Below are 23,472 nucleotides of genomic sequence, written 5' to 3'. Positions count from 1 at the left end.
GCCCGCATGAGCGACATCCTTGCAGACAGCTTAGACGGCGTAGAACGCCGATCGCTGGCTGACTTCACCGAAAATGCCTACCTCAACTACTCCATGTACGTGATCATGGACCGTGCTCTGCCGCATATCGGCGACGGCCTGAAACCGGTACAGCGGCGCATCATTTATGCGATGAGCGAGCTGGGGCTGGACGCCGATTCCAAGCACAAGAAATCGGCGCGTACCGTCGGTGACGTGCTCGGCAAGTTCCATCCGCACGGCGATTCGGCGTGTTACGAAGCGATGGTGTTGATGGCCCAGCCGTTCAGCTATCGCTACACGCTGGTCGACGGCCAGGGCAACTGGGGTGCGCCGGACGATCCGAAGTCCTTCGCCGCCATGCGTTACACCGAAGCACGCCTGTCGCGCTATTCCGAAGTGCTGCTCAGCGAACTGGGCCAGGGCACCGCTGACTGGGGCCCGAACTTCGACGGTACCTTGCAGGAACCACTGGTGTTGCCGGCACGTTTGCCGAACATCCTGCTCAACGGCACCACCGGCATCGCTGTCGGTATGGCCACCGACGTGCCGCCGCACAATCTGCGCGAAGTCGCCACTGCCTGCGTGCGCTTGCTCGATGAGCCGAAAGCCACGGTCGAACAGCTCTGCGAACACATTCAAGGCCCGGACTATCCGACCGAAGCGGAAATCATCACGCCGCGTGCCGACCTGCTGAAAATGTACGAAACCGGCAAGGGCTCGGTACGCATGCGCGCCGTGTACCACGTCGAGGACGGCGACATCATCGTCACCGCGCTGCCGCATCAGGTCTCCGGGGCCAAAGTGCTGGAGCAGATCGCCGCGCTGATGCAGGCCAAGCCGTCGAAAGCACCGCAGATCGCTGACCTGCGTGATGAATCCGATCATGAAAACCCGTGCCGAATCGTGATCATTCCGGTCAACAGCCGCGTCGATCACGAAGCGCTGATGCAGCACCTGTTCGCCAGCACCGAGCTGGAGTCGACCTACCGGGTCAACGTCAACATTATCGGTCTGGATGGCAAGCCGCAGCTGAAGAACCTGCGTGCATTGCTGGTCGAATGGCTGGAATTCCGCGTGCTGACCGTGCGTCGCCGCCTGCAATTCCGCCTCGACAAAGTCGAGCGTCGCCTGCACCTGTTGGACGGTTTGCTGATCGCCTACCTCAACCTGGATGAAGTGATCCACATCATCCGCACCGAGGAGCACCCGAAAGCCAAGCTGATCGAGCGATTTGCCCTCAGCGAGATCCAGGCCGACTACATCCTCGACACCCGCCTACGGCAGTTGGCGCGTCTGGAAGAGATGAAGCTGCGCGACGAGCAGGACGAACTGCTCAAGGAACAGGCCAAGCTGCAAGCCCTGCTGGGCAGCGAAGCCAAGCTGAAGAAGCTGGTGCGCACCGAGCTGCTCAAAGACGCTGAAACCTATGGCGATGACCGTCGTTCGCCGATCGTCGAACGTGCTGAAGCGAAAGCGCTGACCGAACACGATCTGCTGCCGAACGAGAAAGTCACCGTCGTGCTGTCGGAAAAAGGCTGGATCCGTTCGGCCAAAGGCCATGACATCGACGCCACCGGCCTGTCGTACAAGGCGGGTGACGGCTTCAAAACCTCGGCGGCGGGGCGTTCCAACCAGTCTGCCGTGGTAATTGACTCCACTGGTCGCAGCTATTCGGTCGCCGCCCACACCTTGCCGTCGGCGCGTGGCCAGGGCGAACCGTTGACCGGGCGTCTGACCCCGCCACCGGGTGCGACCTTCGAATGCGTGCTGATGCCGGAAGACGATGCGCTGTATGTGATCGCCTCCGACGCCGGTTACGGTTTCGTGGTCAAGGGCGAAGACCTGCAAGCCAAGAACAAGGCCGGTAAAGCCCTGTTGAGCTTGCCGAACAACGCCAAGGTGATCGCGCCGCGTCCGGTGACTGATCGCGAGAATGACTTGCTTGCCGCCGTGACCAGCGAGGGGCGGATGCTGGTCTTCAATATCAGCGATTTGCCGCAGCTGGCGAAGGGCAAGGGCAACAAGATCATCGGTGTACCGGGTGACCGTGTCGCCAGCCGTGAAGAGTTTGTCACGGACATTGCTGTGATTCCCGCGGGTGCAACCTTGATCCTACAAGCAGGCAAACGTCCGTATAAACTGAAAGCTGAAGACCTCGAACACTACAAAGGTGAGCGTGGACGGCGTGGCAACAAGCTTCCACGTGGCTTCCAGCGGGTCGATGCACTGCTCGTCGAAAACCTCAATTAGGCGAAAACGCCCATCTAGAGGCGTCGATCTACGATTTAACGCGTAGATCGACGCTTTGGCGCTGGAGTCGGAACGCATATTCACGGATGATATGGCCTTTCCAAGCGCCGGCGTGGCCGAGCGTTCTTCATATTTATTGAGTATTTTCACTGTGGTCAGCCTTGTGGCGGCCACCTGGACGGGATGATGACTGCTCTGCGCCCCCTTATTTTCCTGCTCGCCGGCGTTTTGGGCCTGGCGGGTTGCAGCGTTCACCAGCCGGTGTCGCTGTATCAGCTGGACAGCGGAAGTCCGGCTCAGCCTGCGCAAAGCACAGGCATGGCGGTTTTGTTGGGTCCGGTAGTCATTGCTGATTACCTGCAACGTGAAACTTTGCTGCAACGTCAACCGGACGGCAGCCTGCAAGCCTCGACCGACGGTCGCTGGGCGGGCAGCCTTTCGTCGGATATCGATCAATTGCTGATGCGTCAGGTGGCCGGTCATCTGGACAGCCAGCGTGTGGTATTGGCACCCGCCACTCTGGGATTTGCCCCGGATGTGCAGGTATTGCTGACCATCACGCGTCTGGACTCCGGTGAGAAGCAACCGGCGATCCTCGATGCACAATGGCGTCTGATCGACCGTCGTGGTCAGGTGCGCGACAACCGCATCGTTCATCTGCAGGAGCTGCATGCCGGTACCACGGCTTCGCAGGTGCAGGCGCAGGGGATTCTGCTGCAGCGTCTGGCCGAGCAGTTGTCGGTGGCGCTCAAGCCATTGGCCAACCAGCCTCCGGTGGCCGAAGCACCGCGTAAGGCAGCGCCTAAACCGGCAGCGCCGGCGGCGGATGCAGAGAAGCAGCCGAAGATCCCGATGGCTTCGCCGATTCGCACGGATATGGAAGTGTTCCGCTTCTAAATCTGAATCAGAGTCAAACCAGAGCCCGCCTTGTGCGGGCTTTGTTGTATCTCCCTCACCCTAGCCCTCTCCCGGAGGGAGATGGGACTGACCGAGGTGTTATGCGTCATACGTCCACTTGGAAGATGTTGGCTATTGTGGATTCGGTAGAGCAGGGGCAGGTCGGTGTAACTCTGGAATATCCCCCAATGAGTCCCCTCTCCCTCCGGGAGAGGGCTAGGGTGAGGGGCTTTTCAATCGCCCACAAAAAAGCCCGCAGACAATCACTTGTCTGCGGGCTTCTGTGCATCTGGCCTAAGGCTTACGCCCGGCGCTCATGCATCCGCGCCAGTTGTCGCTCGAGCATCGACGGATAAGGCTCCATCAACCGCTCGACACAGCAGGCCCCCTCAGGGCTGGCGATCGGACGGATCCGCGCACGCTGGCGAATCAGCGCATCGTCACCGATCTTGCGCTCGACCAGCAGCAGGTTGCGACTGTGTTGCGACAGGGCCAGCGCATCCTGAGCCGAATCGGTCAGCAGCAGGTCGATCTGGCTCAGGCCGAACAGCTCGTCGCCCAGGGTCAGGCCCAGTTGCAATTGCAGGGTGATGCCGCTGTCGGCGACTTCGATCTGCAACTGATGGCCCAGCGCCCGCAGCAACTCGCCGCAGCAGATGGCGTTGGTCAGGTAGTCGTCACCGCTGTCTTCGGTGTGGAACAGCATCAGTGTGCTGCCATCGTTCAGGGTTTCGATTTCGCCCTGATACAGCGAAGCGGCCTGATCGAGACAATCGCGATAGCGCTCCAGCAACTCTTCCAGACGGGCACGCGGCAGGCGCCGCAGTTGCTCTTGCGAACCCAGCTGGATCGCCAGCACCGCGCTGTGCTGCGGCACGCTTGGTGTCGCTTTACGCGGCGCCGGAACAGCTTCGGTCAGCGACTCGTCGCGCAGATCGGCAAACGGATCTTCGTCGTCATCATCGTCTTCAACGGTGCTGACCACGTGGCGCGGCGCCGGTTTTTGCGCGGCCATCGGGCGGGTTTCGTCAAAGCTCGGGTCACGCAGGTTGCGCACTTCGAACTCTGGCTCATCCTCTTCCTCGAACTCGGGTTCCGGCTCTGGCTCGGGTTCAGGCGCAGGCTCCGGAGCGTAGTTGGCGTGCAGCTGACGCGCCAGATCGCCGATTTCGTCCTGACGATCTATGCCCGGCGTGTGTTCGTCGATGCGCCGCAGCCAGACGCGCAATTGCAGCAACGGCGTCGATAGATAGCGCCCCATGCGCAGGCTCAGGGCCAGCGACAAGGCCAGCAGGATCGCACTGAGAATGCCCATGCTCTGCAGGCTGATGGTCATCGGCTGCTGGAACTGATCCATGTCCAGGCTGATGCGCAGTTGCCCGGCAGTCACGTCCTGGAAGGTGATCTTGCTCTCGTACATGCCCTCGGCTTCGCCCAGCAGGCTGTGCTTGGGGCGCTGACCGGATTCGGCGAGGATGCGGTTGTCCACGCTATAGATAGCCGCGTGGGCCACCAGCTTGTTCTTGGTCAGGTTGTTGAGCAGCACGTTGAGGCTGAGGATGTCGTTGGACACCAACAGTTCAGTGGCAGAGGTGGCGGTCTGCGTGGTCAGGCTTTCGCCCAGCGCATCGGCCTGCTCGTGCATGGCCTGCTTGAACTGCAGGCCCATCACCCCGGCATAGATCACTAGGGCCAGAGCGACCAGGATCACGTTATGGCTGGCAATGCGCAATGCAATCGGCACACGGCGGTGGCGCAGTGCACGGAAGATCAGCAGGAAGAAGTTATCGGTTTTAACTGGCGTGGGCCGGTTCACTGAGCTCGGCTCTTTTGTCCGTGAAGTTGACGCGCAGTATAGCGACAGGCCCTAGACCGGCAAAGCGCTCGCGGTGCCCGATGGTCACTGAAAGTGGGTAGAATGCGGTTTTTTTCCAGTTGCGGGGGTGCGCGTTGCGCGAAATCGTCCTGATTAACATCACGGGAGTCGACCGTCCGGGTCTGACTGCGGCCATTACCGGCGTTCTGGCCCAGGGTGGTGTGAACATTCTCGACATCGGTCAGGCGGTGATCCACGACACCCTGTCGTTCGGCATCCTGGTCGAGATTCCCGACTCCGAGCAAGGCAAAGCCGTGCTCAAGGACATCCTGTTCAAGGGCTACGAGCTCGACCAGCAGGTGCGCTTCACCCCGGTGTCCGAAGAGGATTACCAGCAGTGGGTGGGCAATCAGGGCAAGAAACGCCACATCGTCACCCTGTTGACCCGCAAAGTGACCGCCGGCCAATTGCAGGCGGTCAGCTCGATCACCGCCAAATATGGCCTGAACATCGACCATATCGACCGTCTGTCGGGTCGCATGCCGCTGGACACTCCGGCGGACAAAGGCAAGGGCTGCATCGAGTTTTCCGTGCGTGGCGAAGCGGCTGATCCGCAGGCGCTGCGTGCCGAATTCCTCAGCGTCGCGCAGGAGCTGAACGTCGACATCGCCTTCCAGGAAGATTCGCTGTTCCGCCGCAACCGGCGTCTGGCGGTGTTCGACATGGACTCGACGCTGATCGAAGCTGAAGTCATCGACGAACTGGCCAAGGCCGCCGGTGTCGGTGAGCAGGTCTCGGCCATCACCGAGCGCGCGATGGCCGGCGAACTGGACTTCCGCGCCAGCTTCAAAGAGCGCCTGGCGCTGCTCAAGGGCCTGGATGTCAGCGTGCTGGACTCGATCGGCGCTTCGCTGCGCCTGACCGAAGGCGCGGAAACCCTGTTCGCCGAACTCAAGCGTCTGGGCTACAAGACCGCGATCCTGTCTGGCGGCTTCACTTACTTCGCCAAACAGCTGCAGGCCAAACTCGGCATCGACTACGTGTTCGCCAACGAACTGGAAGTGGTCGACGGCAAGTGCACCGGCGTGGCCATCGAGCCGATCGTTGATGCGCAGCGTAAAGCGGATCTGCTGAAGGAACTGGCGCACAAGGAAGGCTTGCGTCTGGAGCAGACCATCGCTGTGGGCGACGGCGCGAATGACCTGCCAATGCTGGCGATTGCCGGGCTGGGTGTGGCGTTCCGCGCCAAGCCGCTGGTCAAACAGTCGGCGAAGCAGGCGATTTCGACCTTGGGACTGGATGGCGTGCTGTATCTGCTGGGCTTTCGCGATCGCGACGGGCAGCTCTGATATCTCTGTAGTCTGAGCGGGCCCTTTCGCGAGCAAGCCCGCTCCCACATTGAACTCGGTCTCCTGTGGGAGCGGGCTTGCTCGCGAAGGGCTCAACCCGATCTAAAGCGATTTCCACAACGAATCGAAATCCTCCTCGCCCCCGCCATTCTGCGCGGCCTCCAGCGAGCGATAGGCAAACTGATTGAAACTGTGCGTACTCGCCACCCGTCGATCCAGCCCGGCGCGGTGTTCTTCGCCGTGGGTGTTGATCAGCACTTTATTGCCTTCCTGAAACGGCAGGCGCGGGGCGAGCAAGGTCGCGGGCAGGTCGATGGCGCTGATCTCCGGTAGCAGCAGACCGCGCAAATACTGACTGTGATCATCTCGCGAGCGCACCAGTTGCAAACCGCAAGGTTCGGCGTGTGGTGCGACCAGTTCTATGCCCATTTGCGGCCCGCTGCCGCGCACCTGACGAATCCAGCGCACCACCGCAATGCTCCAGCCCTGATTCGCACTGTCCTGAATTCCGAGCATTTCCCCGGCCTGCAATTCGGCGGGTACTTCACTCGGCCACGCCAGACAATAGCCGCCGGGACTGTGGTTGATCACCGGCAAACTGTAGGTCGGATAGTGTGGAGGGCTGTCGGTGTTGCTCTCGTCTTCGCCCAGATGGTCGTACTGGATTTCTTCGTACGGCAGCAACTCTTCAGTCGCGCCCAGCGGTGCGGCGTCGAAGGCCTGGCTCCAGCTGTCCTTTTCGCCCTGGACCACGACGCGACTGAAATTGGCCGCGCGAGCACCGGGATGTTTCAGCAGTTCGCTGAAGCTGCGTTCGCCGCCCAGGTAAAAGTGCAGGGCGCTCATGCCAACGCACACGGTCAGGCTGCCTTGACCGGCGGTGCGCTGAAAACTGCGCTCGGCGGCCTGTCCCCAACTGGCGTGCAAATGTTGCAGGGTATCGAGGCTCAGTCCTGCCGGGACAGGTAGCGGCGTCGACGTCTCCTGTTGCAGTAAATGCGCTTCGATCATGTTCACCAGCGGTTGCGGATCGAAGCCCAGCAATGCGCCCTGTTGTTCTTTGCGAAACATGCTGCGGTAGCGCGGGCCGGCGTCCAGTTCAGCGCTGATGGCGAACAGTCCATCCTGCGGGCTGCCGGGATGCAGCTTGAGCAGGGCACTCCACGGCTCCAGCACTTCGGCCAGCCGGGCGATCTGGTTCTGCCGCAGTTGATTGCAACGGGCGCTGCCCAGCAGCAGGGCGGCGATGTAGGTCTGTTCCAGGCTCAGTTCGCTGCTCAAACTCGCCAGATCGTCATGCACCCGACGCTGTTGCAACTGCAAGGCGCAAGCGCAGCGATACAACTGATGCAGCTCGAACCACAGATGTTCCGGCGGCGGGCTGTACAGCTGCGTCGCCCGCAGCAGTTGCCCCTTGAGCGCATGCGCGGCCCGTTGCAGGGCCTGACTGACCAGCGCCGCACGATCCTTGTGATACTTGGGGACAATGCGCAGAACGATCTGCTTGTAGCCGATAGCCAGATGACTTTGCAGCGCCTGACACAGGTTGTTGATCTTGCGCGAACGGTCATCGAGCATGATCGCCTGATGCAGGAAATGCCGCTCCAGATGCTGGCAGACGAAGTAAACCTCAGGGCGCAGCAGTTCGAGGAGTTGCAGGCGATTGTCACTAGGGGTGAGCAATTGGTTGAGTTCGCCCAGGCCTTGATACAACTGGCGGGCGGTTTCGCCGATGTTGGCCTTGGGCAGGCCGGCGATCCAGCGCTTGAGGTCGCGCGGGGTGGCTTCACAGAACGACAGGCGCGTTTGCGTCGGGATCGGGGCGCGCAGGGAGGGTTGGGGGCGTGACTCACTCATGCCGTGACTGGCTCCAGCGGCGAAATTGGCAACACCAAGAACTCTAGCAGCTGTGGTCTGTTTCGCCGGATGGCGTCAGGCTTTTTGACCGCTGGTCTGCTGGCCGGATGCCATTCAACAAGCCCTACTAGTCTCTCAGACGTGCGATCGGAAACGCACGGTTGCACGGCCTGCCGTCAACCTCGGGCAGGTCTCCCGAAACTTCAAGGAGATGAGGTTCATGTCTAAATATGCAGTGGCAAATCAATGGGGCGGTAGTTCGGCACCGTGGCATCCGGGTGGAACCTGGGTGCTGGGCGGGCGGGACAACCAGCAAGTCGTCGCCATCGAGATCAAGTCGGGCGATGGTGGCAAAAGCTTCACCGGCACCATGACTTACGCCGGCGAAGGCCCGATTGGCTTCAAGGCGCAGCGCACCGGTCAAAATCAATACAACGTCGAGAACCAGTGGGGTGGCAATGATGCCCCATGGCATCCGGGCGGCAAGTGGGTGATCGGTGGCCGGGACAATCAGAACGTTGTCGCGTTGAGCGTCACTTCCAGCGATGGAGGGAAAAACCTCAGTGGCACCAATACCTACGCCAACGAAGGGCCGATCGGCTTCCGTGGGCAGATAGAGTAACGGCGCCTCCCAGGTCGTGTCCGCCCCTTCACAGACGTGTGAAAGGGCGGATCAGCCGGCTCAGGCCGTCGGCAGGGCCAGGGCCTGGCCCATTTGCACTGGCGAACCCGCTACCAGTTCTTCAGCCCACTTCACTTGATCCGGGCCAAACAGCACGATCGCCGTCGAACCCAGCTTGAAGCGCCCCAGTTCCGCACCTTTTTCCAGATGAATCGGCGCACGGGCGGCTTCGTCGTAGCGGAAGGTTTTCAGTTCGCGCTTCGGTGGGGTGACCAGACCGGCCCACACGGTTTCGATCGAGGCGACGATCATCGCGCCGACCAGCACCACGGCCATCGGCCCGCGTTCGGTGTCGAAAATGCATGCTACACGCTCGTTGCGGGCGAACAGCTCCGGAACGTTTTCCGCAGTGGTCTGGTTGACCGAGAAGATCCGGCCCGGGATGTAGACCATCTCGCGCAGGGTGCCGGCCAGCGGCATGTGCACGCGGTGATAATCCTTCGGCGACAGGTAAATGGTGGCGAAGTCGCCGCCCATGAACGGCGCGGCATTCGCCGTGTCACCCCCCAGCAGTTCCAGCACGCTGAAGCTGTGGCCCTTGGCCTGGAACACCCGACCGTGTTCGATCGGGCCGAGCTGGCTGACCGCACCGTCGGCCGGGCTGAGGATCGCGCCCGGAGTCTGGTCCAGTGGCCGCGCGCCGTCTTTCAGGGCACGGGTGAAGAACGCGTTGAAGTGCTCGTAGGCGGTCAGGTCTTCGACCAGTGCTTGCGACATGTCCACCTGATAACGCTTGGCGAACCACTGGGTGAAGGCATTCTTGAACCAGCGCACGCGGCACTCGGCGACGCAGCCGGCCAGGCGCGACAGCAGGTGATGAGGCAGCAGGTACTGACTGAGGATAAACAGACGCTCTTTCATTAGTTGTCCTTAGAACCTTGAATCTCGACAGGCGTGTCAGGGTGGTTGCCCCATTCGCCCCAGGAACCGGCGTAGCCCTTGACCCGCGGATAACCGAGGGACTTGGCCACCAGATAAGTGAAGCCCGACCGGTGATGGGTCTGGCAGTGGGTAATGATTTCTTTGTCCTTGGTGATCCCGAGGTCTTCGAGGATCTGCGGCATGTCCGTGCGAATCCGCAACTGACGCGCCTTGTCCATGCCGGCGGTCCACTCGAAGTTCACGGCGCCGGGGATGTGTCCACCCTTGGCGGCCAGCACTTTCTCACCGGAATATTCCAGCGGCCCGCGTGCGTCCCAGATCGCCAGATCGGCGGCGCCGAGACGGCTTTGCAGGTATTCGCGGGTTGCCGTCGGCTCGTCGTGCAGGGTCAGCGCCACCGGCCCACCCACAGCAGGCGGAACCTGGATCGACATCGGCATGCCGGCTTCCAGCCACGCCGGCAGACCGCCGTCGAGGTAGTGGTATTTGTCGTGACCGATCACGTCGAGCAGCCAGATGAAACGCCCGGCCCAGCCACCGCCCTCGTCGTCATAGACCACGTAGACCGCGTCTGGACGATGGCCCAACTCACCGAACAACGCCTCCAGATCGGCTTTGGCCGGCAGCAGCCCCGGCGCCGGCGGCTGGCCGAGCTGGGTGCGCTTGGGGTCGACAAAGCGTGCGCCGGGCAGATGGCCCTCGGTATAGCGGGCGGCACTGGTCAGGTCCACCAGAATCAGTTCGCTGGCATCCAGCCGAGGGAGCAGGTCGCTCGGTTCGATGACGAGCGGCAAGCCAGAGAAGTCAGACATGTGAGGTCTCCAGAGCACAAAGGGGGGGATTGTAGCGCAGCCTCATCGGCCACGGCTGCTAAAGCTGTGCAGGGCCTTTTCGATGCACTGTGCGGTTTTGCCGAAAGCCTGCACGCTGATGTCGGCGAACGGCCCACCGCCCTGGTCGGCCACGACGATCATGATCACCCGGCCGTTATTGACCAGCGAACGCAGGAACAGATGCTCGCCACGGAACAGCGCACGCAGGCCCGGCGGTAACAATGCGGAAAACTGTGCGTTGTTCTCGGGGGTGATCCGTACCTGTGCCTGCTGTGCGAGCAGGCGCTGCAAGACTTTGCTCTGACTGACGACAAAATTCAGCGCGGCGGCTTCCTTCGGCAAACCGAAGGTCTGGTTCACCCGCAGATTCGATTGCGTGCGGTCGGCCATCAGAATCATCACCCGGCGCATGCCGCTGGCGACCAGCGCATCACGGGCGGCGACGGTCAGGCTCATGGCATTGGTGAAGCGGCTCGGCTCGGCCAGCAGTTCGGCGCATTGCCGGCGCCATTGAGTCAGATCCTCGGCATTCGGCGCCGCCGCCGGCAGCATCCCGGCCGGCAAGCGATGGGTGCCCCATGGCCATAATAATGAAACGGCCGGGTGCCACAGATCGGGCATGGCATGCTGGCGCGCACTGTTGGCGGCTTGCTGGTGCAACTGCTGCTGCACTTCGTCCATCGAGATTTGCAGATAAAGGCTGGTCAGGTACTGCCAGCGCTCGCTGTGCGGACTGTCCCAGGCCTGTTGTGCCGACAGCGCCAGGCCGTTGGCCAGCAACACGGTGTTGGCCGGCTGGTTGAGCCAGCGGCGCAGGGTCGGATCGTCGTCGAGGCGATTCTGCTGGCGCAACGGATGTTCGCTGTCGCGGGCGATGCGCAGAACTTTCACCAGTTCGCGCTGTTCGCTGAGCAGCAGTTTATAACCCTGCTGCACCCAGATCGGCAGGTGCCAGACTTGTACCAGCGCTTCGGCGATCTTCAGCAGGCGCACGCCAAACAGTTGCTTCTCGACCGTGCGCGCCGATTCGCCCTTGTGGATAACCCGCAGCTCCCACTCTTCGAGCAATTCGGGAAACGTCAGCGCCAGCGGCCATAACGGCGACAGAAACAACAGGCTGCCCCAGTGAATGTCCTGCCACAGGCGCGCCAGGCGACTGGCAAAAAAACCGTTGGCCTGTTGTGTCGCGTGCTGGCTGATCATCTGCAGTTGGCGCAAGGCCTTGGGTATCTGCATCTGCGGTTCGACGGGCAGACGTGCGAGCAATTCTTCGGTACGCGCCAGGCCCAGACGGTTGATCGCCACCTCGAGATTTTCCGCCGGAGCGGCCATGGTGCCGTGGGTGTGACGATTTGCCTCACGGATGATGCTCAAGGCCAGCGCCGGGCTGTCCTGCATCAGGTCGGCGATATCGCGCAGCGAGCTGCGGTTGTCGCGGATCGCCCGGCAAACCTTGTCGTGCGCCTCTTGCGGCACGGGTAGGCGCACGCCATCGAGCAGTTTGACCCAGCCCTCGAGCGTGGTCGGTTTTGCGTGTGGGACGTTCGTTTCATTAGCCATGTCTGGACGAGATCTTCACTGACTGTAGACGCGCCCGGCATGGGCTAAATTGGCTTTTCGCCTGAACTGGCTATAGTCTGGCGCAGTTTTGCCGATAAGTAGAAGAAGAGATTTTTTAACTTCCGAATATGACCTTGAACCCGACTTAAATAAGTACTTTCTACCTATGGCTAAAATTATCGGCATCATCGTCGTATTCGCGAGCGTGCTCGGCGGATACGTGCTCTCCCACGGCAAAATTGCCGCCCTGATCCAGCCCTTCGAGGTGATGATCATCGGTGGTGCGGCCCTCGGTGCATTCCTCCAGGCCAACCCCGGTTACATGACGATGCACGTGCTCAAGAAATCCCTGAGCATGTTCAGTTCGCGCTTCAGCCACACGTTCTATCTGGAAGTGCTCGGCCTGATCTACGAGATCCTCAACAAGAGCCGCCGCGAAGGCATGATGGCCATCGAAGGCGACATCGAAGACGCTGCCGCAAGCCCGATCTTCGCCAAGTACCCGGCCGTGCTCAAAGACGAACGCATGACCGCGTTCATCTGCGATTACCTGCGCATCATGTCCTCCGGCAACATGGCTCCGCATGAGCTGGAAGGCCTGTTCGACATGGAACTCTACAGCCTCAAGGAAGACCTCGAGCACCCGTCCCATGCGGTGAACGGCATCGCCGACGCCATGCCCGGTTTCGGTATCGTCGCGGCGGTACTGGGTATCGTGGTGACCATGGCGTCGCTGGGTGAAGGCGATCAGAAATCCATCGGTCTGCACGTGGGTGCGGCACTGGTCGGTACCTTCTTCGGTATTCTCGCGGCCTACGGCTTCTTCGGGCCGTTGGCGCATTCCCTGGCGCACGATGCCAAGGAAGAACTGAACGTCTACGAAGCCATCAAGGCCTCGCTGGTGGCGTCGGCTTCCGGCATGCCGCCATCGCTGGCCGTGGAGTTCGGGCGCAAGGTTCTGTACCCGGCGCACCGTCCAAGCTTTGCCGAGCTGGAACAAGCCGTTCGCGGTCGCTAAGCCATGGAAAATAATCAGCCGATAATCATCAAGCGCGTCAAGCGCATAGCCGGTGGGCACCACGGCGGGGCGTGGAAAATCGCCTTCGCCGACTTCGCCACGGCGATGATGGCGTTCTTCCTGGTGTTGTGGCTGCTGTCCACCGCAACGCCTGAGCAGAAGATCGCCATCGCCGGTTACTTCAAGGACCCGGTCGGCTTCTCCGAAAGTGGCACGCCGTACATCATTGATCTGGGCGGCACGCCGACCCTGGCGCCGGAAAACACCCTCAACCCTGAGGTGAAGTCGCAGCCGCAACCGGACAAGGTCACGGTCGACACCGAGCAGGTCGAAGGCATGGCCGAGCAGGTCGAGAAAGAGCGCCTGGAGCTGTTGCTGCAAGAACTGCAGAACAAGGTCGACGAGAACCCGCAGCTGCAGAAGTTCAAGGATCAGATCCTGTTCGAGATCACGCCGAATGGCTTGCGCATCCAGATCATGGACGCCGAGAACCGGCCGATGTTCGACTCAGGTTCCGCACGCCTGAAACCGTACTTCGAAGACATCCTGCTGGCCATGGCCGACACCATCAAAGCGGTGCCGAACAAGATCAGTATCAGCGGCCACACGGACGCCAAGCCGTACACCGGCACCGGTGATTTCGGTAACTGGGAACTCTCGGCCAACCGTGCCAACGCCGCGCGGCGTGCGCTGGTGGCAGGCAGCTATCCGGATTCGCAGGTGGCGCGCGTGGTCGGTTACGCCTCGTCGGCGCTGTTCGACAAGGAAAACCCGTTCAATCCGGTCAACCGCCGCATCGACATCGTGGTCCTGACCAAAAAGGCCCAGGCCGCCATCGAAGGTTCGCAAGGTGCCGACGCGGCCAAGCCAGCCGCCGAAGGTCAGAACGGCGCCGCTCCGGCGACGCCGGTCGATCCGAACGCGCTGCCGGCGGATCAGCAACCGGTGCCGGCGCACGAGTTGCGCGAACGCTTGAACCTGTTCGACGACGCCGCACCGAAACCGGCAGTGCCGGGGACTGCGGCGCCAGCGCCAACAGCTCCGCCAGCCGCTGCACCGGCCCCTGCGCCGAAGCAGTGAGCGACAAAAAAGCCGACAGTGATGTCGGCTTTTTTGTGGCTGTCGATTGGCTTCAGAAACCGCGCCGAATCCGGTTCTTCAGTTGTTCATGGAAAAGATCGGCGTTGCGCTTATAGGTGCCGCTGAAGGATTCGTTGCTCGAATCCAGCGTCATCGAGCGCTTGCTCGATACTTCTTCACGATAGGCATCGATGAAGAAATTCAGATCACTGGCCGTGCTCAGCTTCGGCCACTTGTCCAGATACTCCGGCAACTTTGCCGGCCCGGTGCGGAACGAGCAGATCCGGCGATTGCTGATCGTCGCTTCGCCGATTTCGAACGGCACCCACCACGACAGAGCGGTTTTCTCTGAAACCACCGCGAGCAGGTGTGTGCATTCGGTGATGTTGCGGGTGATCACCCCGGTGATGTCGTCGGTGGTCTGAGACTCCGGGTCGAGTACGTCGAGGTAAGTCTTGATGTTGGCCTGCATCAATTGCGCATTGATCGCCATGGCCTGCGGGCGATCCATGTGGCGGTAGCTGATGAATACGGGCATCAGAAGTGTCCTTTGAGGGCGAGTTCACGGTAATAGGCGCCGAGCGCCGTGAGGCGGCAGCCAGTTGAGTTCATGGCGGCGTAGTACATGTGCTCTGCATCCACCGGTTCGATCAGGCTGTGGCGGTTGCACATTTGCAGTTGCTTGAAAATGTCGCCGTGCTCGGGGTCGAACAGCGCCTCGGTGGGCTCGTAGCTGGGATCGAGTCTGAAAACGAAGCTCGGCTCCGGGAACCAGTCCTTGAGTTTGCGCAGGGTTTCCTCGGCAATCAGCGGCGCGACCTCGCGCAGCGGTACGAACTGCGAGACATTGGTCTTGAATACCGGACGCTGTTCCCAGGCGCCCAGCGCATTGTCGACAAACGAGTAAACGCTACCGGGGGTGACCTTGCCGAGTACGTTGGCAGCGCCACCGTGCAGCGCTTGCAGCAACAGATCCGTGAATACGCCATGACCGCGACTTTCCAGGGCGTACTGTTCTTTTTTGCAGGCCGTGAGAATGGTCACGCCTTCGCCGATCACACTGCTGCCGCCACGCAGATTGCGCATGGCGCCTGCTGCGCCGGCCTGGCAGCAATCGAGAATGATGATTTTGTTCTTGATGTGCGGGGCCTTGTCCGCCCACTCCAGAATGTCGCTGATGCGGATCCCGTCTCCGCCAGGCTGATAGTCCTGGGGAATCAGGAGTCCTTCGTCGATGCTGGTGTCAAACTGACCATGGCCGGCGAAGTACAGCAGTGCCACGTCACAATCGCCTGAGAACAGGCTCTGGATCTGCTGTTTCATGTGGCTGAGCGTGAGTTTTTCTTCGGCTGAAGTCAGCACTTTGCTGCTGAAGTTCGGTCGCCCGTTGGCATGACGCTCCAGCACCGACGCCATGGCCATGGCGTCGTTGTTACAGCCGCTCAAGGGCGAGACGTGGTCGTAGTGGTTGATGCCGATAAACAGTCCCTTGCGCATGGTTACACCGCCGTGTGCTGACGGATCGCACCAATGATGCTGTTGGTGTTCCACGCGCATTCGGCGTGCGCCGCCTCACGCACGACTGTGGAAATGCGCTCGGCGCCGAACGGCTTGATCGCTATGATCACTTTGCCCATGCGCTTGGCGATCTCGATTTCCTTGTTGATCCACTTGCTGTAAGTCGAATACATCCCGGCCATGATCAGCACCGCCGAGCACGGGCGAATCTTGTTCTCGATGGCTTCTTCGAGTTGCTTGTCGGTCTGCGCGCCCATGATCGGGTTGTGCGGCGGCACGGAAAAATTCTTGAAACTGAAATCCGGTCTGGCGCCGAGCAGGCGTACCAGATTGTCGTGGGCGTGGGCGTAGTTCCACGAATGGCTGATGAACAGGTGATAGGTCTGCATGGGGTTCCTCGAAGGTCGCGAAGGTGCGAAGGAGGACCCCAATCTAGGCATCTGACGCGAGCCTACAAGGGCTGGGCGGTGAAAGAGAAATGTCCTGCAAACAGGTGCGAACGAGTCTGTCAGAAGAGTCTGACGTTTAACGGAATCGAGGATTTGTCAGGCGCGGTCCCACATCCGGCAGCCCTCGGACGAGGGGCTGCCGGTGCAGCTGTTTAGTAGCCGTTTTCCGGCAGGCTGGCGATGATCGAGCGGTAGCTGTTCATCCGCTGCTGCTGCACGCGGCCGTCTTCCAAGGCCTTGAGCAGTGCGCAACCGGGTTCGCGATCGTGCTTGCAGTCGCGGAAGCGGCAGGTGCCGAGCAGGTCGTTGAACTCGATGAAACCGGCTTCGACGTCGGCGCGGCTGACGTGGCCCAGACCGAACTCACGGATACCCGGGGAGTCGATCAACTCGCCGCCGCCCGGGAAGTGGAACAGGCGTGCGGTGGTCGTGGTGTGCGTGCCCTGACCGGACAGCTCCGACAACGGGCCGACACGGGTTTCGACTTCCGGCAGCAGGCTGTTGACCAGCGACGACTTGCCGACGCCGGACTGGCCGACGAACACGCTGATGCGCCCGTCGAGCTGCTTCTGCAACTGTTCCATGCCATTGCCGTGATGCGCCGAGACTTCCAGCACCGGATAACCCAGCGTGCGGTACACCGCCAGCAGGGCATTGAGCGCCGGGGCGTTCTGCTCGTCGATCAGGTCGAACTTGTTCAGCAACAGCAACGGGCGGATGCCGGCGTGTTCGGCAGCGACCAGGTAGCGGTCGATCAGGTTGGCATGCGGCTCGGGCAGCGGTGCGAAGACGATGACGATCATGTCGACGTTCGCGGCGACCGGCTTGAGCTGGCCACGGCTGTCGGGGCGGCAGAGTTCGGTGGTGCGCGGCAGTTGCGCGACGATCACCCCGATGCCCTGGTTGCCGGCGCGCCAGACCACCCGATCACCGGTTACCAGCGCCGGCAGGTTGGCGCGCAGGTGGCAACGGAAAACCTGGCCGGCCTGTTCGCCGTCCACGGCCTCGACTTCGACCTGCACACCGAAGTGGGCGATCACCAGGCCGTGTTGCTCGGGGCCGAGGTCGCCGCCCTCGAGGGCTTCGACCGCCGAGGACTCGCGTTTGGCGGCGCGGGCGGCGCGCTCGCCCTGAATCTTTTCGATGCGCCAGTTTTGACGACGATTGAGTTGGCGTTTGGCCATGGGTGTTCCGTCTGAAGAATGCAGCGATTAGGTAAAACGGCCGCGAGTTTAGCACGCCCGGGCACCGGCCTAGGCTAAACTGCGCAGCATTGCCTAGGAGCCCGAATATGCAAAACCCGCAGAACCTGATCTGGATCGACCTGGAAATGACCGGTCTGGATCCGGAAAACGACGTCATCATCGAAATGGCCACCATCGTCACCGACAGTGACCTGAACACCCTGGCCGAAGGCCCGGTGATCGCCATTCACCACAGTGACGAAGTGCTCGCCCGCATGGACGAGTGGAACACCCGCACCCACGGCAACTCGGGCCTGACCCAGCGCGTGCGTGACAGCCGTATCAGCATGGCCGAGGCCGAGGCCGAAACCATCGCTTTCCTCGAGAAATGGGTACCGAAGGGCAAGTCGCCGATCTGCGGCAACAGCATCTGCCAGGATCGTCGCTTCCTTTATACCCACATGAAGGCACTGGAAAGCTACTTTCACTACCGCAACCTCGACGTGTCGACACTCAAAGAGCTGGCCGCACGCTGGGCACCGGACGTGCGCGACAGCTTCAAGAAGGGCAGCACTCACCTGGCGCTGGACGACATCCGCGAGTCGATCGCCGAGCTGCAGCACTACCGCAAGCATTTCATCAAGTTCTGATTGAGGGGTGTCTGCCCTGACGTCTTCGCGAGCAAGCCCGCTCCCACAATTTGGAATGCGTCCCCCCTGTGGGAGCGGGCTTGCTCGCGAAGAGGGCGTCAGAGTCCCGTAAGATTCAAGTCAGAAATGCATCCCGGAGCGCGCCCCCTTCTGGTGCGGCGCTGAAATGGCTAGACTGCGCGCCTTCCTGCCAGGACCGCCGCCATGTTGCTGATGCTCTATCTGATCGCCATTACCGCTGAAGCCATGACCGGCGCGCTGTCTGCCGGGCGGCGCGGCATGGACTGGTTCGGGGTGGTGTTGATCGCCTGCGTCACTGCATTGGGCGGCGGTTCGGTGCGCGATGTGTTACTCGGGCATTATCCGCTGACGTGGGTCAAGCACCCGGAATACCTGGTGCTGACTTCGGCCGCCGCGATGCTCACTGTATTCACCGCACGCTGGATGCGTCACCTGCGCTCATTGTTTCTGGTGCTCGATGCGGTCGGTCTGGTGGCGTTCACCCTGATCGGCTGCATGACCGCGTTGGAAATGGGCCACGGCATGCTGGTGGCCTCGGTCAGTGGGGTGATCACCGGCGTCTTCGGCGGCATCCTGCGTGACATCTTCTGCAACGACATCCCGCTGATCTTCCGCCGCGAACTGTACGCCAGCGTCTCGTTCGCCGCCGCGTGGTGCTACATGCTCTGCCTGTACCTGAATGTGCCGAGCGAGCAGGCGATTCTGATCACTTTGTTCGGCGGTTTTCTGTTGCGGTTGCTGGCGATTCGGTTCCACTGGGAAATGCCCAAGTTCGTCTACAACGACGAGCATTAATACATTTCTCTGTAGGAGCTGCCGCAGGCTGCGATCCTTTGATCTTGTCTTTTAAAAATCAAAGTCAAAAGATCGCAGCCTGCGGCAGCTCCTACAATTGACCGTGCTGTTTCAGCGCCCACTCGACGTGTTCACGTACCAGCTCTGACGGGTAGTCGCGGCGCGCCTTCAAGGCTTCCAGCACCGGAATGCTCGACGGCGCGTTGCCCAAGCCGACCGCCAGATTGCGCAGCCAGCGCTCGTAACCGGCGCGGCGCAGCGGCGAGCCTTCGGTGCTGCTGAGAAATTTATCCTCGTCCCACATGAACAGTTCCGCCAGTTCGGCGTTGTCCAGGTTGTGCCGGGGCTTGAAATCGCTTTCCCCGGATGGCTTGGCGAAGCGGTTCCACGGGCAGACGATCTGGCAGTCGTCGCAGCCGAACACGCGGTTGCCGATCAGCGGGCGCAGGTCTTCGGGGATGGCGTTTTTCAGTTCGATGGTCAGGTAGGAGATGCAGCGCCGGGCGTCCAGCACATAGGGGCCGACGAAGGCGTTGGTCGGGCAGATGTCCAGGCACGCCGTGCAGCGCCCGCAATGTTCGCTGCTGTGCGGTTCGTCCACCGGCAGCGGCAGATCGACAAACAGTTCGCTCAAGAAGAAATAACTGCCGGCCTTTCGGTTCAGTACCAAAGTGTTTTTGCCGATCCAGCCCAGCCCGGCCTGCTCGGCGATGGCTTTTTCCAGCACCGGGGCGCTGTCGACGAAGGCGCGAAAACCGAACGGGCCGATCTCCGACTGAATCCTGTCAGCCAATTGCTGCACACGTTTACGGATCAATTTGTGGTAATCGCGGCCCAAGGCATAACGCGAGACGTAAGCTTTCTCCGGTTGCGCGAGGATCTGCGCCATTTGCGTGTCGCCGGGCAGGTAGTCCATGCGCAGCGAAACCACGCGCAGCGTGCCGGGCACCAACTCCTCGGGATGCGAGCGTTTGCTGCCATGGGCGCCCATGTAGTCCATTTCGCCGTGGTAGCCGGCGGCGAGCCAGCGCTCCAGGTGCTGCTCATGCTCGGCCAGGTCCAGACCGCTGATGCCGACTTGCTGGAAGCCCAGCTCGCGGCCCCAATCCTTGATCGATTGGGCGAGGGCGGGCAGATCTGTGGTGATGGCGGACATGAGGCGAGAGAAACCGGAGCTGAGGTGCGTATAATTCTGCCAGACATCGGAGCCCGAAGACGCATGCCGCACACGAAAGATGAATTACCCGACGCGCTGTATGGCGCTGCACAGGTGCGAGCACTCGATGCGCGGCTGATCGCTGCGGGCACGCCGGGCTTCGAATTGATGCAGCGCGCCGCGCACGCGACCTGGCGTGCATTGGTGCGGCAATGGCCGTCGGCGAGCGAAATGACTGTGCTTGCCGGGCATGGCAACAACGCCGGTGATGGTTTTCTGATCGCCGCGCTGGCGCACCGGGCCGGGTGGGCGGTGCGGGTGCTGGCCGTCGGTGATCCGCAACGTTTGCAGGGCGATGCAGCACAGGCTTATGCGCAGGCCATCAACGATGGCGTCGCCGTGCAGGGTTGGACCGCGCAAAGCGAGCTGCGCGGGGTGATTGTCGATGCCTTGCTCGGCACTGGGCTGGCCGGCGATGTCCGTGAACCGTATGCCGCTGCAATCAAGGCGATCAATGCCAGTGGCCTGCCGGTGGTGGCGGTGGATATTCCTTCCGGACTGTGTGCCGATACCGGACATGTCCTCGGCATTGCGGTTCACGCTGACCTTACCGTGACTTTCATCGGCTTGAAGCTCGGCCTGTTCACCGGGGATGCGGCGGATCAGGTCGGGGCGTTGGTGTTTAACGATCTGCAAGCCGCCGCCGACATCTACCGTGACATTCCTGTCAGCGCTCTGCGTCTCTCGGCGGCTAATCTTCCACGATTGGCCCCGCGTGCGCCCGCTGCACACAAAGGGCGCTTCGGGCATTTGCTGCTGATCGGTGGCGATCAGGGTTTTGGCGGGGCGATTCTGCTCAGTAGCGAAACGGCCTTGCGCAGCGGCGCGGGCATGGTGTCGCTGGCGACCCGTCCGGAGCATGTCCCGGCAGCGCTGACGCGAATCCCGGAAGTCATGGCCCTCGGCACGTCGTCGGCCAATCAGTTGATGGGGCTGCTGGAAAAGGTTTCGGTGCTGGTGGTTGGTCCGGGACTCGGGCAGGCGAGTTGGGGGCGGGCGCTGTTATCCGCTGCCGCCAATGCGCCGCTGCCACAGGTTTGGGACGCCGACGCATTGAATCTGCTGGCGAGCGGATTTGTCAGTCTGCCCAAGGAATGCGTGATCACCCCGCATCCGGGCGAGGCGGCGCGCCTGTTAGGGATCAGCACTGCCGAGGTGCAGGCAGATCGTCCGGCCGCCGCGCGGGCGTTGAGCAAAAAATACTCGGCCGTCGTCGTGCTCAAAGGCGCCGGCAGCCTGATCGCCCACCCCGATGGGCGTCTGGCGCTGTGTCATCAAGGCCATCCGGCCATGGCCACCGCCGGCCTGGGCGACGTACTCGCCGGCTTGACTGGCGCGTTGTTGGCCCAAGGCATGGATGGCTTCGATGCCGCGTGCCTGGCCGTCTGGCTGCACGCCAATGCCGGCGCGCAACAAGGTAAATTCGGCCGTGGACTGGCGGCCAGTGATCTGATTCCAGTCATTCGTCAGTTGTTGGAGGAGCATGCACCGTGTCTGAAGTAACCCTGTACCTGGCCGATGAACAGGCCATGAGCGACTTTGGCGCACGGATCGCCCGCATTACCCAGGGCCACGGCCTGATTTTCCTGGAAGGCAATCTGGGCATGGGCAAAACCACCCTGTCGCGGGGCATCATTCGTGGGCTGGGGCATGTCGGCGCGGTAAAAAGTCCGACCTTCACCTTGGTCGAACCCTACGAGATCGGTGATGTGCGCGCCTTCCACTTCGACCTGTATCGCCTGGTCGATCCGGAGGAGCTGGAGTTTCTCGGCATCCGCGACTATTTCGAAGACGATGCCCTGTGCCTGATCGAGTGGCCCGATAAAGGTGCAGGCTTTTTGCCAAAGCCTGACCTGACCATTACCATTAGCCCGCAAGACAGCGGGCGTTCGCTGAAAATTTTATCCCAGGGCTCGCGTGGCGAGGCCTGGTGTGCCGCTTTGGCATTGGAATCCAATTAAATGATGGGGTTAGGTATGCGCTTTCGCGCGTTGGTGGCTGCCGTTGGACTGATGTTGATGGCAGTAACCGTCAACGCTGTGGCCGAGACAAAGGTCAACAGCGTGCGCCTGTGGCGGGCGCCGGACAACACGCGACTGGTCTTCGACCTGAGCGGTCCGGTGCAGCACAGCGTCTTCACCCTGACCGCACCGGATCGGCTGGTGATCGACATCAATGGCGCCACCCTGGGGGCGCCGTTAAAGGTCTCGACTGCTAACACGCCGATCACCGCGATGCGCTCGGCCCAGCGCACGCCGACCGATCTGCGAGTGGTCATCGACCTGAAAAAAGCCGTCACCCCGAAAAGTTTCTCGCTGGCGCCGAACGCGCAATATGGCAACCGTCTGGTGGTCGACCTGTTCGACAACCCGGCCGATGCCGCGCCGCCGCCTGCGCCAACGCCATCGGTCGCCACCGTGCCGGCAGTGCCGGTGACACCGTCTGAACCGGCGATCAAGTTGCCACCGGCCCCGGCTGGCAAGCGCGACATCATTGTGGTGATCGACGCCGGTCACGGCGGCGAAGACCCGGGTGCGTCCGGCTCGCGCGGCCAGCGTGAGAAAGACGTGGTGCTGCAGATCGCCCGCGAGCTGCAGCGTCAGGTCAACGGCATGAAAGGTTTCCGCGCCGAACTGACCCGTACCGGCGACTACTTCATCCCGTTGCGCGGCCGCACCGAAATTGCCCGCAAGAAGGGCGCCGACCTGTTCGTTTCGATCCACGCCGACGCTGCGCCGTCTGCGGCAGCCTTCGGTGCCTCGGTGTTTGCCCTGTCTGATCGCGGCGCGACATCGGAAACCGCCCGTTGGCTGGCCGACAGCGAAAACCGTTCCGACCTGATCGGTGGTGCCGGCAACGTCAGCCTCGACGACAAGGACCGCATGCTCGCCGGCGTGTTGCTTGACCTGTCGATGACCGCATCGCTGACTTCCAGCCTCAACGTCGGCCAGAAAGTCCTGACCAACATCGGTCGCGTGACTCCGTTGCACAAGCAGCGCGTGGAGCAGGCCGGGTTCATGGTGTTGAAGTCGCCGGACATCCCGTCGATCCTCGTCGAAACCGGATTCATCTCCAACGCCAACGAAGCGAACAAGCTCTCGGCTTCAAGCCACCAGCAGGCGCTGGCGCGTTCGATCAGCAGCGGCGTGCGCCAGTTCTTCCAGCAGAATCCGCCACCGGGCACCTACATTGCCTGGCTGCGTGACTCCGGCAAGATCGCCCAAGGCCCGCGCGATCACCGCGTGAGCCCGGGCGAGACGCTGGCGATGATCGCCGTGCGTTATCAGGTGTCCCCCGCGACGCTGCGCAGTGCCAACAATCTAAGTAGCGATGAGCTGAAGATCGGCCAGCACCTGACCATTCCCGGCACCGAACTGGCGTCCAAAGAATGAAT

21 protein-coding genes are annotated in these 23,472 nt (G+C 61.7%); 11 read left to right on the top strand and 10 right to left on the bottom strand.

Annotated elements, in window-relative coordinates; genetic code table 11:
* The first annotated feature begins 6 nt into the window (after positions 1-6).
* A complete protein-coding gene (parC, locus tag J1G18_RS04520; protein ID WP_047600727.1) occupies positions 7-2,271 on the top strand; it encodes a DNA topoisomerase IV subunit A in 2,265 nt (754 codons plus the stop codon).
* 186 nt (positions 2,272-2,457) lie between these two features.
* Positions 2,458-3,168 carry a membrane integrity-associated transporter subunit PqiC gene (locus tag J1G18_RS04515; protein ID WP_095138104.1) on the top strand — a complete coding sequence of 237 codons (711 nt, stop codon included), beginning with the start codon at positions 2,458-2,460 and terminating at the stop codon, positions 3,166-3,168.
* A 301-nt stretch (positions 3,169-3,469) separates the two neighbouring features.
* Here J1G18_RS04515 and J1G18_RS04510 read toward each other — a convergent pair whose 3' ends face one another.
* The gene (locus tag J1G18_RS04510) at positions 3,470-4,984 is read right to left on the bottom strand and encodes an AhpA/YtjB family protein (protein ID WP_096794755.1); all 1,515 of its coding nucleotides are present in this window, start codon (positions 4,982-4,984) and stop codon (positions 3,470-3,472) included.
* Between the two features lie 134 nt (positions 4,985-5,118).
* Here J1G18_RS04510 and serB point away from each other — a divergent pair, with 134 nt between their 5' ends.
* The gene (gene serB, locus J1G18_RS04505) at positions 5,119-6,333 is read left to right on the top strand and encodes a phosphoserine phosphatase SerB (RefSeq protein ID WP_007967407.1); all 1,215 of its coding nucleotides are present in this window, start codon (positions 5,119-5,121) and stop codon (positions 6,331-6,333) included.
* A 102-nt stretch (positions 6,334-6,435) separates the two neighbouring features.
* On the opposite strand, the gene J1G18_RS04500 is transcribed toward serB, so the two are convergent.
* Complete coding sequence (locus J1G18_RS04500; RefSeq protein WP_223007150.1) at positions 6,436-8,190, bottom strand: molecular chaperone; 1,755 nt, start codon at positions 8,188-8,190, stop codon at positions 6,436-6,438.
* Positions 8,191-8,410: 220 nt separating this feature from the next.
* Here J1G18_RS04500 and J1G18_RS04495 point away from each other — a divergent pair, with 220 nt between their 5' ends.
* Positions 8,411-8,812, top strand: a complete 402-nt coding sequence (locus tag J1G18_RS04495) for a hypothetical protein (protein ID WP_027611401.1) — start codon at positions 8,411-8,413, stop codon at positions 8,810-8,812.
* Positions 8,813-8,872: 60 nt separating this feature from the next.
* Here the strand turns inward: J1G18_RS04495 and asd are convergent, their stop codons facing one another.
* Genes asd through J1G18_RS04480 form a run of 3 tightly spaced genes read right to left on the bottom strand, consistent with a single transcriptional unit; the run spans position 8,873 to position 12,147 of the window.
* A complete protein-coding gene (gene asd, locus J1G18_RS04490; RefSeq protein ID WP_027611402.1) occupies positions 8,873-9,733 on the bottom strand; it encodes an archaetidylserine decarboxylase in 861 nt (286 codons plus the stop codon).
* Complete coding sequence (gene rhdA / locus J1G18_RS04485) at positions 9,733-10,566, bottom strand: thiosulfate sulfurtransferase (RefSeq protein WP_098966921.1); 834 nt, start codon at positions 10,564-10,566, stop codon at positions 9,733-9,735. Before rhdA ends, asd begins: the two co-directional genes overlap by 1 nt.
* 42 nt (positions 10,567-10,608) lie before the next feature.
* The gene (locus J1G18_RS04480) at positions 10,609-12,147 is read right to left on the bottom strand and encodes an HDOD domain-containing protein (protein ID WP_097089861.1); all 1,539 of its coding nucleotides are present in this window, start codon (positions 12,145-12,147) and stop codon (positions 10,609-10,611) included.
* 166 nt (positions 12,148-12,313) lie between these two features.
* On the opposite strand from J1G18_RS04480, the gene motA reads away from it, so the two are divergent.
* Together motA and motB are read left to right on the top strand one after the other, a co-directional pair.
* Complete coding sequence (gene motA / locus J1G18_RS04475; RefSeq protein WP_007952169.1) at positions 12,314-13,165, top strand: flagellar motor stator protein MotA; 852 nt, start codon at positions 12,314-12,316, stop codon at positions 13,163-13,165.
* A 3-nt stretch (positions 13,166-13,168) separates the two neighbouring features.
* Positions 13,169-14,245 carry a flagellar motor protein MotB gene (motB, locus tag J1G18_RS04470; protein WP_134785299.1) on the top strand — a complete coding sequence of 359 codons (1,077 nt, stop codon included), beginning with the start codon at positions 13,169-13,171 and terminating at the stop codon, positions 14,243-14,245.
* A gap of 52 nt (positions 14,246-14,297) precedes the next feature.
* On the opposite strand, the gene J1G18_RS04465 is transcribed toward motB, so the two are convergent.
* From J1G18_RS04465 to rsgA, 4 genes are all read right to left on the bottom strand, one after another.
* A complete protein-coding gene (locus J1G18_RS04465) occupies positions 14,298-14,783 on the bottom strand; it encodes a toll/interleukin-1 receptor domain-containing protein (RefSeq protein ID WP_027611406.1) in 486 nt (161 codons plus the stop codon).
* On the bottom strand, positions 14,783-15,742 hold the full coding sequence (locus tag J1G18_RS04460; RefSeq protein WP_223007149.1) for a caspase domain-containing protein: 960 nt from the start codon (positions 15,740-15,742) through the stop codon (positions 14,783-14,785). Before J1G18_RS04460 ends, J1G18_RS04465 begins: the two co-directional genes overlap by 1 nt.
* 2 nt (positions 15,743-15,744) lie before the next feature.
* Positions 15,745-16,152, bottom strand: coding sequence for a TIR domain-containing protein (locus tag J1G18_RS04455; RefSeq protein WP_047600711.1), 408 nt, complete (start codon positions 16,150-16,152; stop codon positions 15,745-15,747).
* A gap of 212 nt (positions 16,153-16,364) precedes the next feature.
* Positions 16,365-17,396: a small ribosomal subunit biogenesis GTPase RsgA gene (rsgA, locus tag J1G18_RS04450; protein ID WP_123585491.1), complete on the bottom strand. Its 1,032-nt coding sequence runs from the start codon at positions 17,394-17,396 to the stop codon at positions 16,365-16,367.
* 107 nt (positions 17,397-17,503) lie between these two features.
* Here rsgA and orn point away from each other — a divergent pair, with 107 nt between their 5' ends.
* Together orn and J1G18_RS04440 are read left to right on the top strand one after the other, a co-directional pair.
* Positions 17,504-18,046, top strand: a complete 543-nt coding sequence (orn, locus tag J1G18_RS04445; protein WP_003221098.1) for an oligoribonuclease — start codon at positions 17,504-17,506, stop codon at positions 18,044-18,046.
* A 204-nt stretch (positions 18,047-18,250) separates the two neighbouring features.
* Positions 18,251-18,862 (top strand): trimeric intracellular cation channel family protein, encoded by a 612-nt coding sequence (locus tag J1G18_RS04440; RefSeq protein ID WP_047290974.1) that lies wholly within the window; start codon positions 18,251-18,253, stop codon positions 18,860-18,862.
* 91 nt (positions 18,863-18,953) lie between these two features.
* Here J1G18_RS04440 and queG read toward each other — a convergent pair whose 3' ends face one another.
* Complete coding sequence (queG, locus tag J1G18_RS04435) at positions 18,954-20,018, bottom strand: tRNA epoxyqueuosine(34) reductase QueG (RefSeq protein ID WP_223007148.1); 1,065 nt, start codon at positions 20,016-20,018, stop codon at positions 18,954-18,956.
* Between the two features lie 63 nt (positions 20,019-20,081).
* Between queG and J1G18_RS04430 the strand changes: the two genes are divergently transcribed.
* Genes J1G18_RS04430 through J1G18_RS04420 form a run of 3 tightly spaced genes read left to right on the top strand, consistent with a single transcriptional unit; the run spans position 20,082 to position 23,470 of the window.
* A complete protein-coding gene (locus J1G18_RS04430) occupies positions 20,082-21,581 on the top strand; it encodes an NAD(P)H-hydrate dehydratase (protein ID WP_223007147.1) in 1,500 nt (499 codons plus the stop codon).
* Positions 21,569-22,039 (top strand): tRNA (adenosine(37)-N6)-threonylcarbamoyltransferase complex ATPase subunit type 1 TsaE, encoded by a 471-nt coding sequence (gene tsaE / locus J1G18_RS04425; protein ID WP_098966932.1) that lies wholly within the window; start codon positions 21,569-21,571, stop codon positions 22,037-22,039. The genes J1G18_RS04430 and tsaE overlap by 13 nt, the downstream gene beginning before the upstream one ends.
* 51 nt (positions 22,040-22,090) lie before the next feature.
* Positions 22,091-23,470, top strand: a complete 1,380-nt coding sequence (locus tag J1G18_RS04420) for an N-acetylmuramoyl-L-alanine amidase (protein WP_371260346.1) — start codon at positions 22,091-22,093, stop codon at positions 23,468-23,470.
* Positions 23,471-23,472: the final 2 nt, after the last annotated feature.

Source organism: Pseudomonas sp. MIS38, from assembly GCF_019891575.1.
In the GTDB taxonomy this organism is placed as follows: Bacteria; Pseudomonadota; Gammaproteobacteria; order Pseudomonadales; family Pseudomonadaceae; genus Aquipseudomonas; species Aquipseudomonas putida_A.
Note: the sequence above shows the minus strand (reverse complement) of the source record. Positions and strands in the feature narration are given on the sequence as shown.

Excerpts from the sequence above, each read along its gene's own strand:
- motB (WP_134785299.1), top strand. The coding sequence starts at position 13,169 with ATGGAAAATAATCAGCCGATAATCATCAAGCGCGTCAAGCGCATAGCC.
- J1G18_RS04500 (WP_223007150.1), bottom strand. The coding sequence starts at position 8,190 with ATGAGTGAGTCACGCCCCCAACCCTCCCTGCGCGCCCCGATCCCGACG.
- rsgA (WP_123585491.1), bottom strand. The coding sequence starts at position 17,396 with ATGGCCAAACGCCAACTCAATCGTCGTCAAAACTGGCGCATCGAAAAG.
- J1G18_RS04420 (WP_371260346.1), top strand. The coding sequence starts at position 22,091 with ATGTTGATGGCAGTAACCGTCAACGCTGTGGCCGAGACAAAGGTCAAC.
- orn (WP_003221098.1), top strand. The coding sequence starts at position 17,504 with ATGCAAAACCCGCAGAACCTGATCTGGATCGACCTGGAAATGACCGGT.
- J1G18_RS04515 (WP_095138104.1), top strand. The coding sequence starts at position 2,458 with ATGACTGCTCTGCGCCCCCTTATTTTCCTGCTCGCCGGCGTTTTGGGC.
- rhdA (WP_098966921.1), bottom strand. The coding sequence starts at position 10,566 with ATGTCTGACTTCTCTGGCTTGCCGCTCGTCATCGAACCGAGCGACCTG.
- queG (WP_223007148.1), bottom strand. The coding sequence starts at position 20,018 with ATGTCCGCCATCACCACAGATCTGCCCGCCCTCGCCCAATCGATCAAG.
- J1G18_RS04460 (WP_223007149.1), bottom strand. The coding sequence starts at position 15,742 with ATGCGCAAGGGACTGTTTATCGGCATCAACCACTACGACCACGTCTCG.
- parC (WP_047600727.1), top strand. The coding sequence starts at position 7 with ATGAGCGACATCCTTGCAGACAGCTTAGACGGCGTAGAACGCCGATCG.
- J1G18_RS04495 (WP_027611401.1), top strand. The coding sequence starts at position 8,411 with ATGTCTAAATATGCAGTGGCAAATCAATGGGGCGGTAGTTCGGCACCG.
- J1G18_RS04480 (WP_097089861.1), bottom strand. The coding sequence starts at position 12,147 with ATGGCTAATGAAACGAACGTCCCACACGCAAAACCGACCACGCTCGAG.
- J1G18_RS04440 (WP_047290974.1), top strand. The coding sequence starts at position 18,251 with ATGTTGCTGATGCTCTATCTGATCGCCATTACCGCTGAAGCCATGACC.
- J1G18_RS04455 (WP_047600711.1), bottom strand. The coding sequence starts at position 16,152 with ATGCAGACCTATCACCTGTTCATCAGCCATTCGTGGAACTACGCCCAC.
- asd (WP_027611402.1), bottom strand. The coding sequence starts at position 9,733 with ATGAAAGAGCGTCTGTTTATCCTCAGTCAGTACCTGCTGCCTCATCAC.
- motA (WP_007952169.1), top strand. The coding sequence starts at position 12,314 with ATGGCTAAAATTATCGGCATCATCGTCGTATTCGCGAGCGTGCTCGGC.
- J1G18_RS04465 (WP_027611406.1), bottom strand. The coding sequence starts at position 14,783 with ATGCCCGTATTCATCAGCTACCGCCACATGGATCGCCCGCAGGCCATG.
- J1G18_RS04430 (WP_223007147.1), top strand. The coding sequence starts at position 20,082 with ATGCCGCACACGAAAGATGAATTACCCGACGCGCTGTATGGCGCTGCA.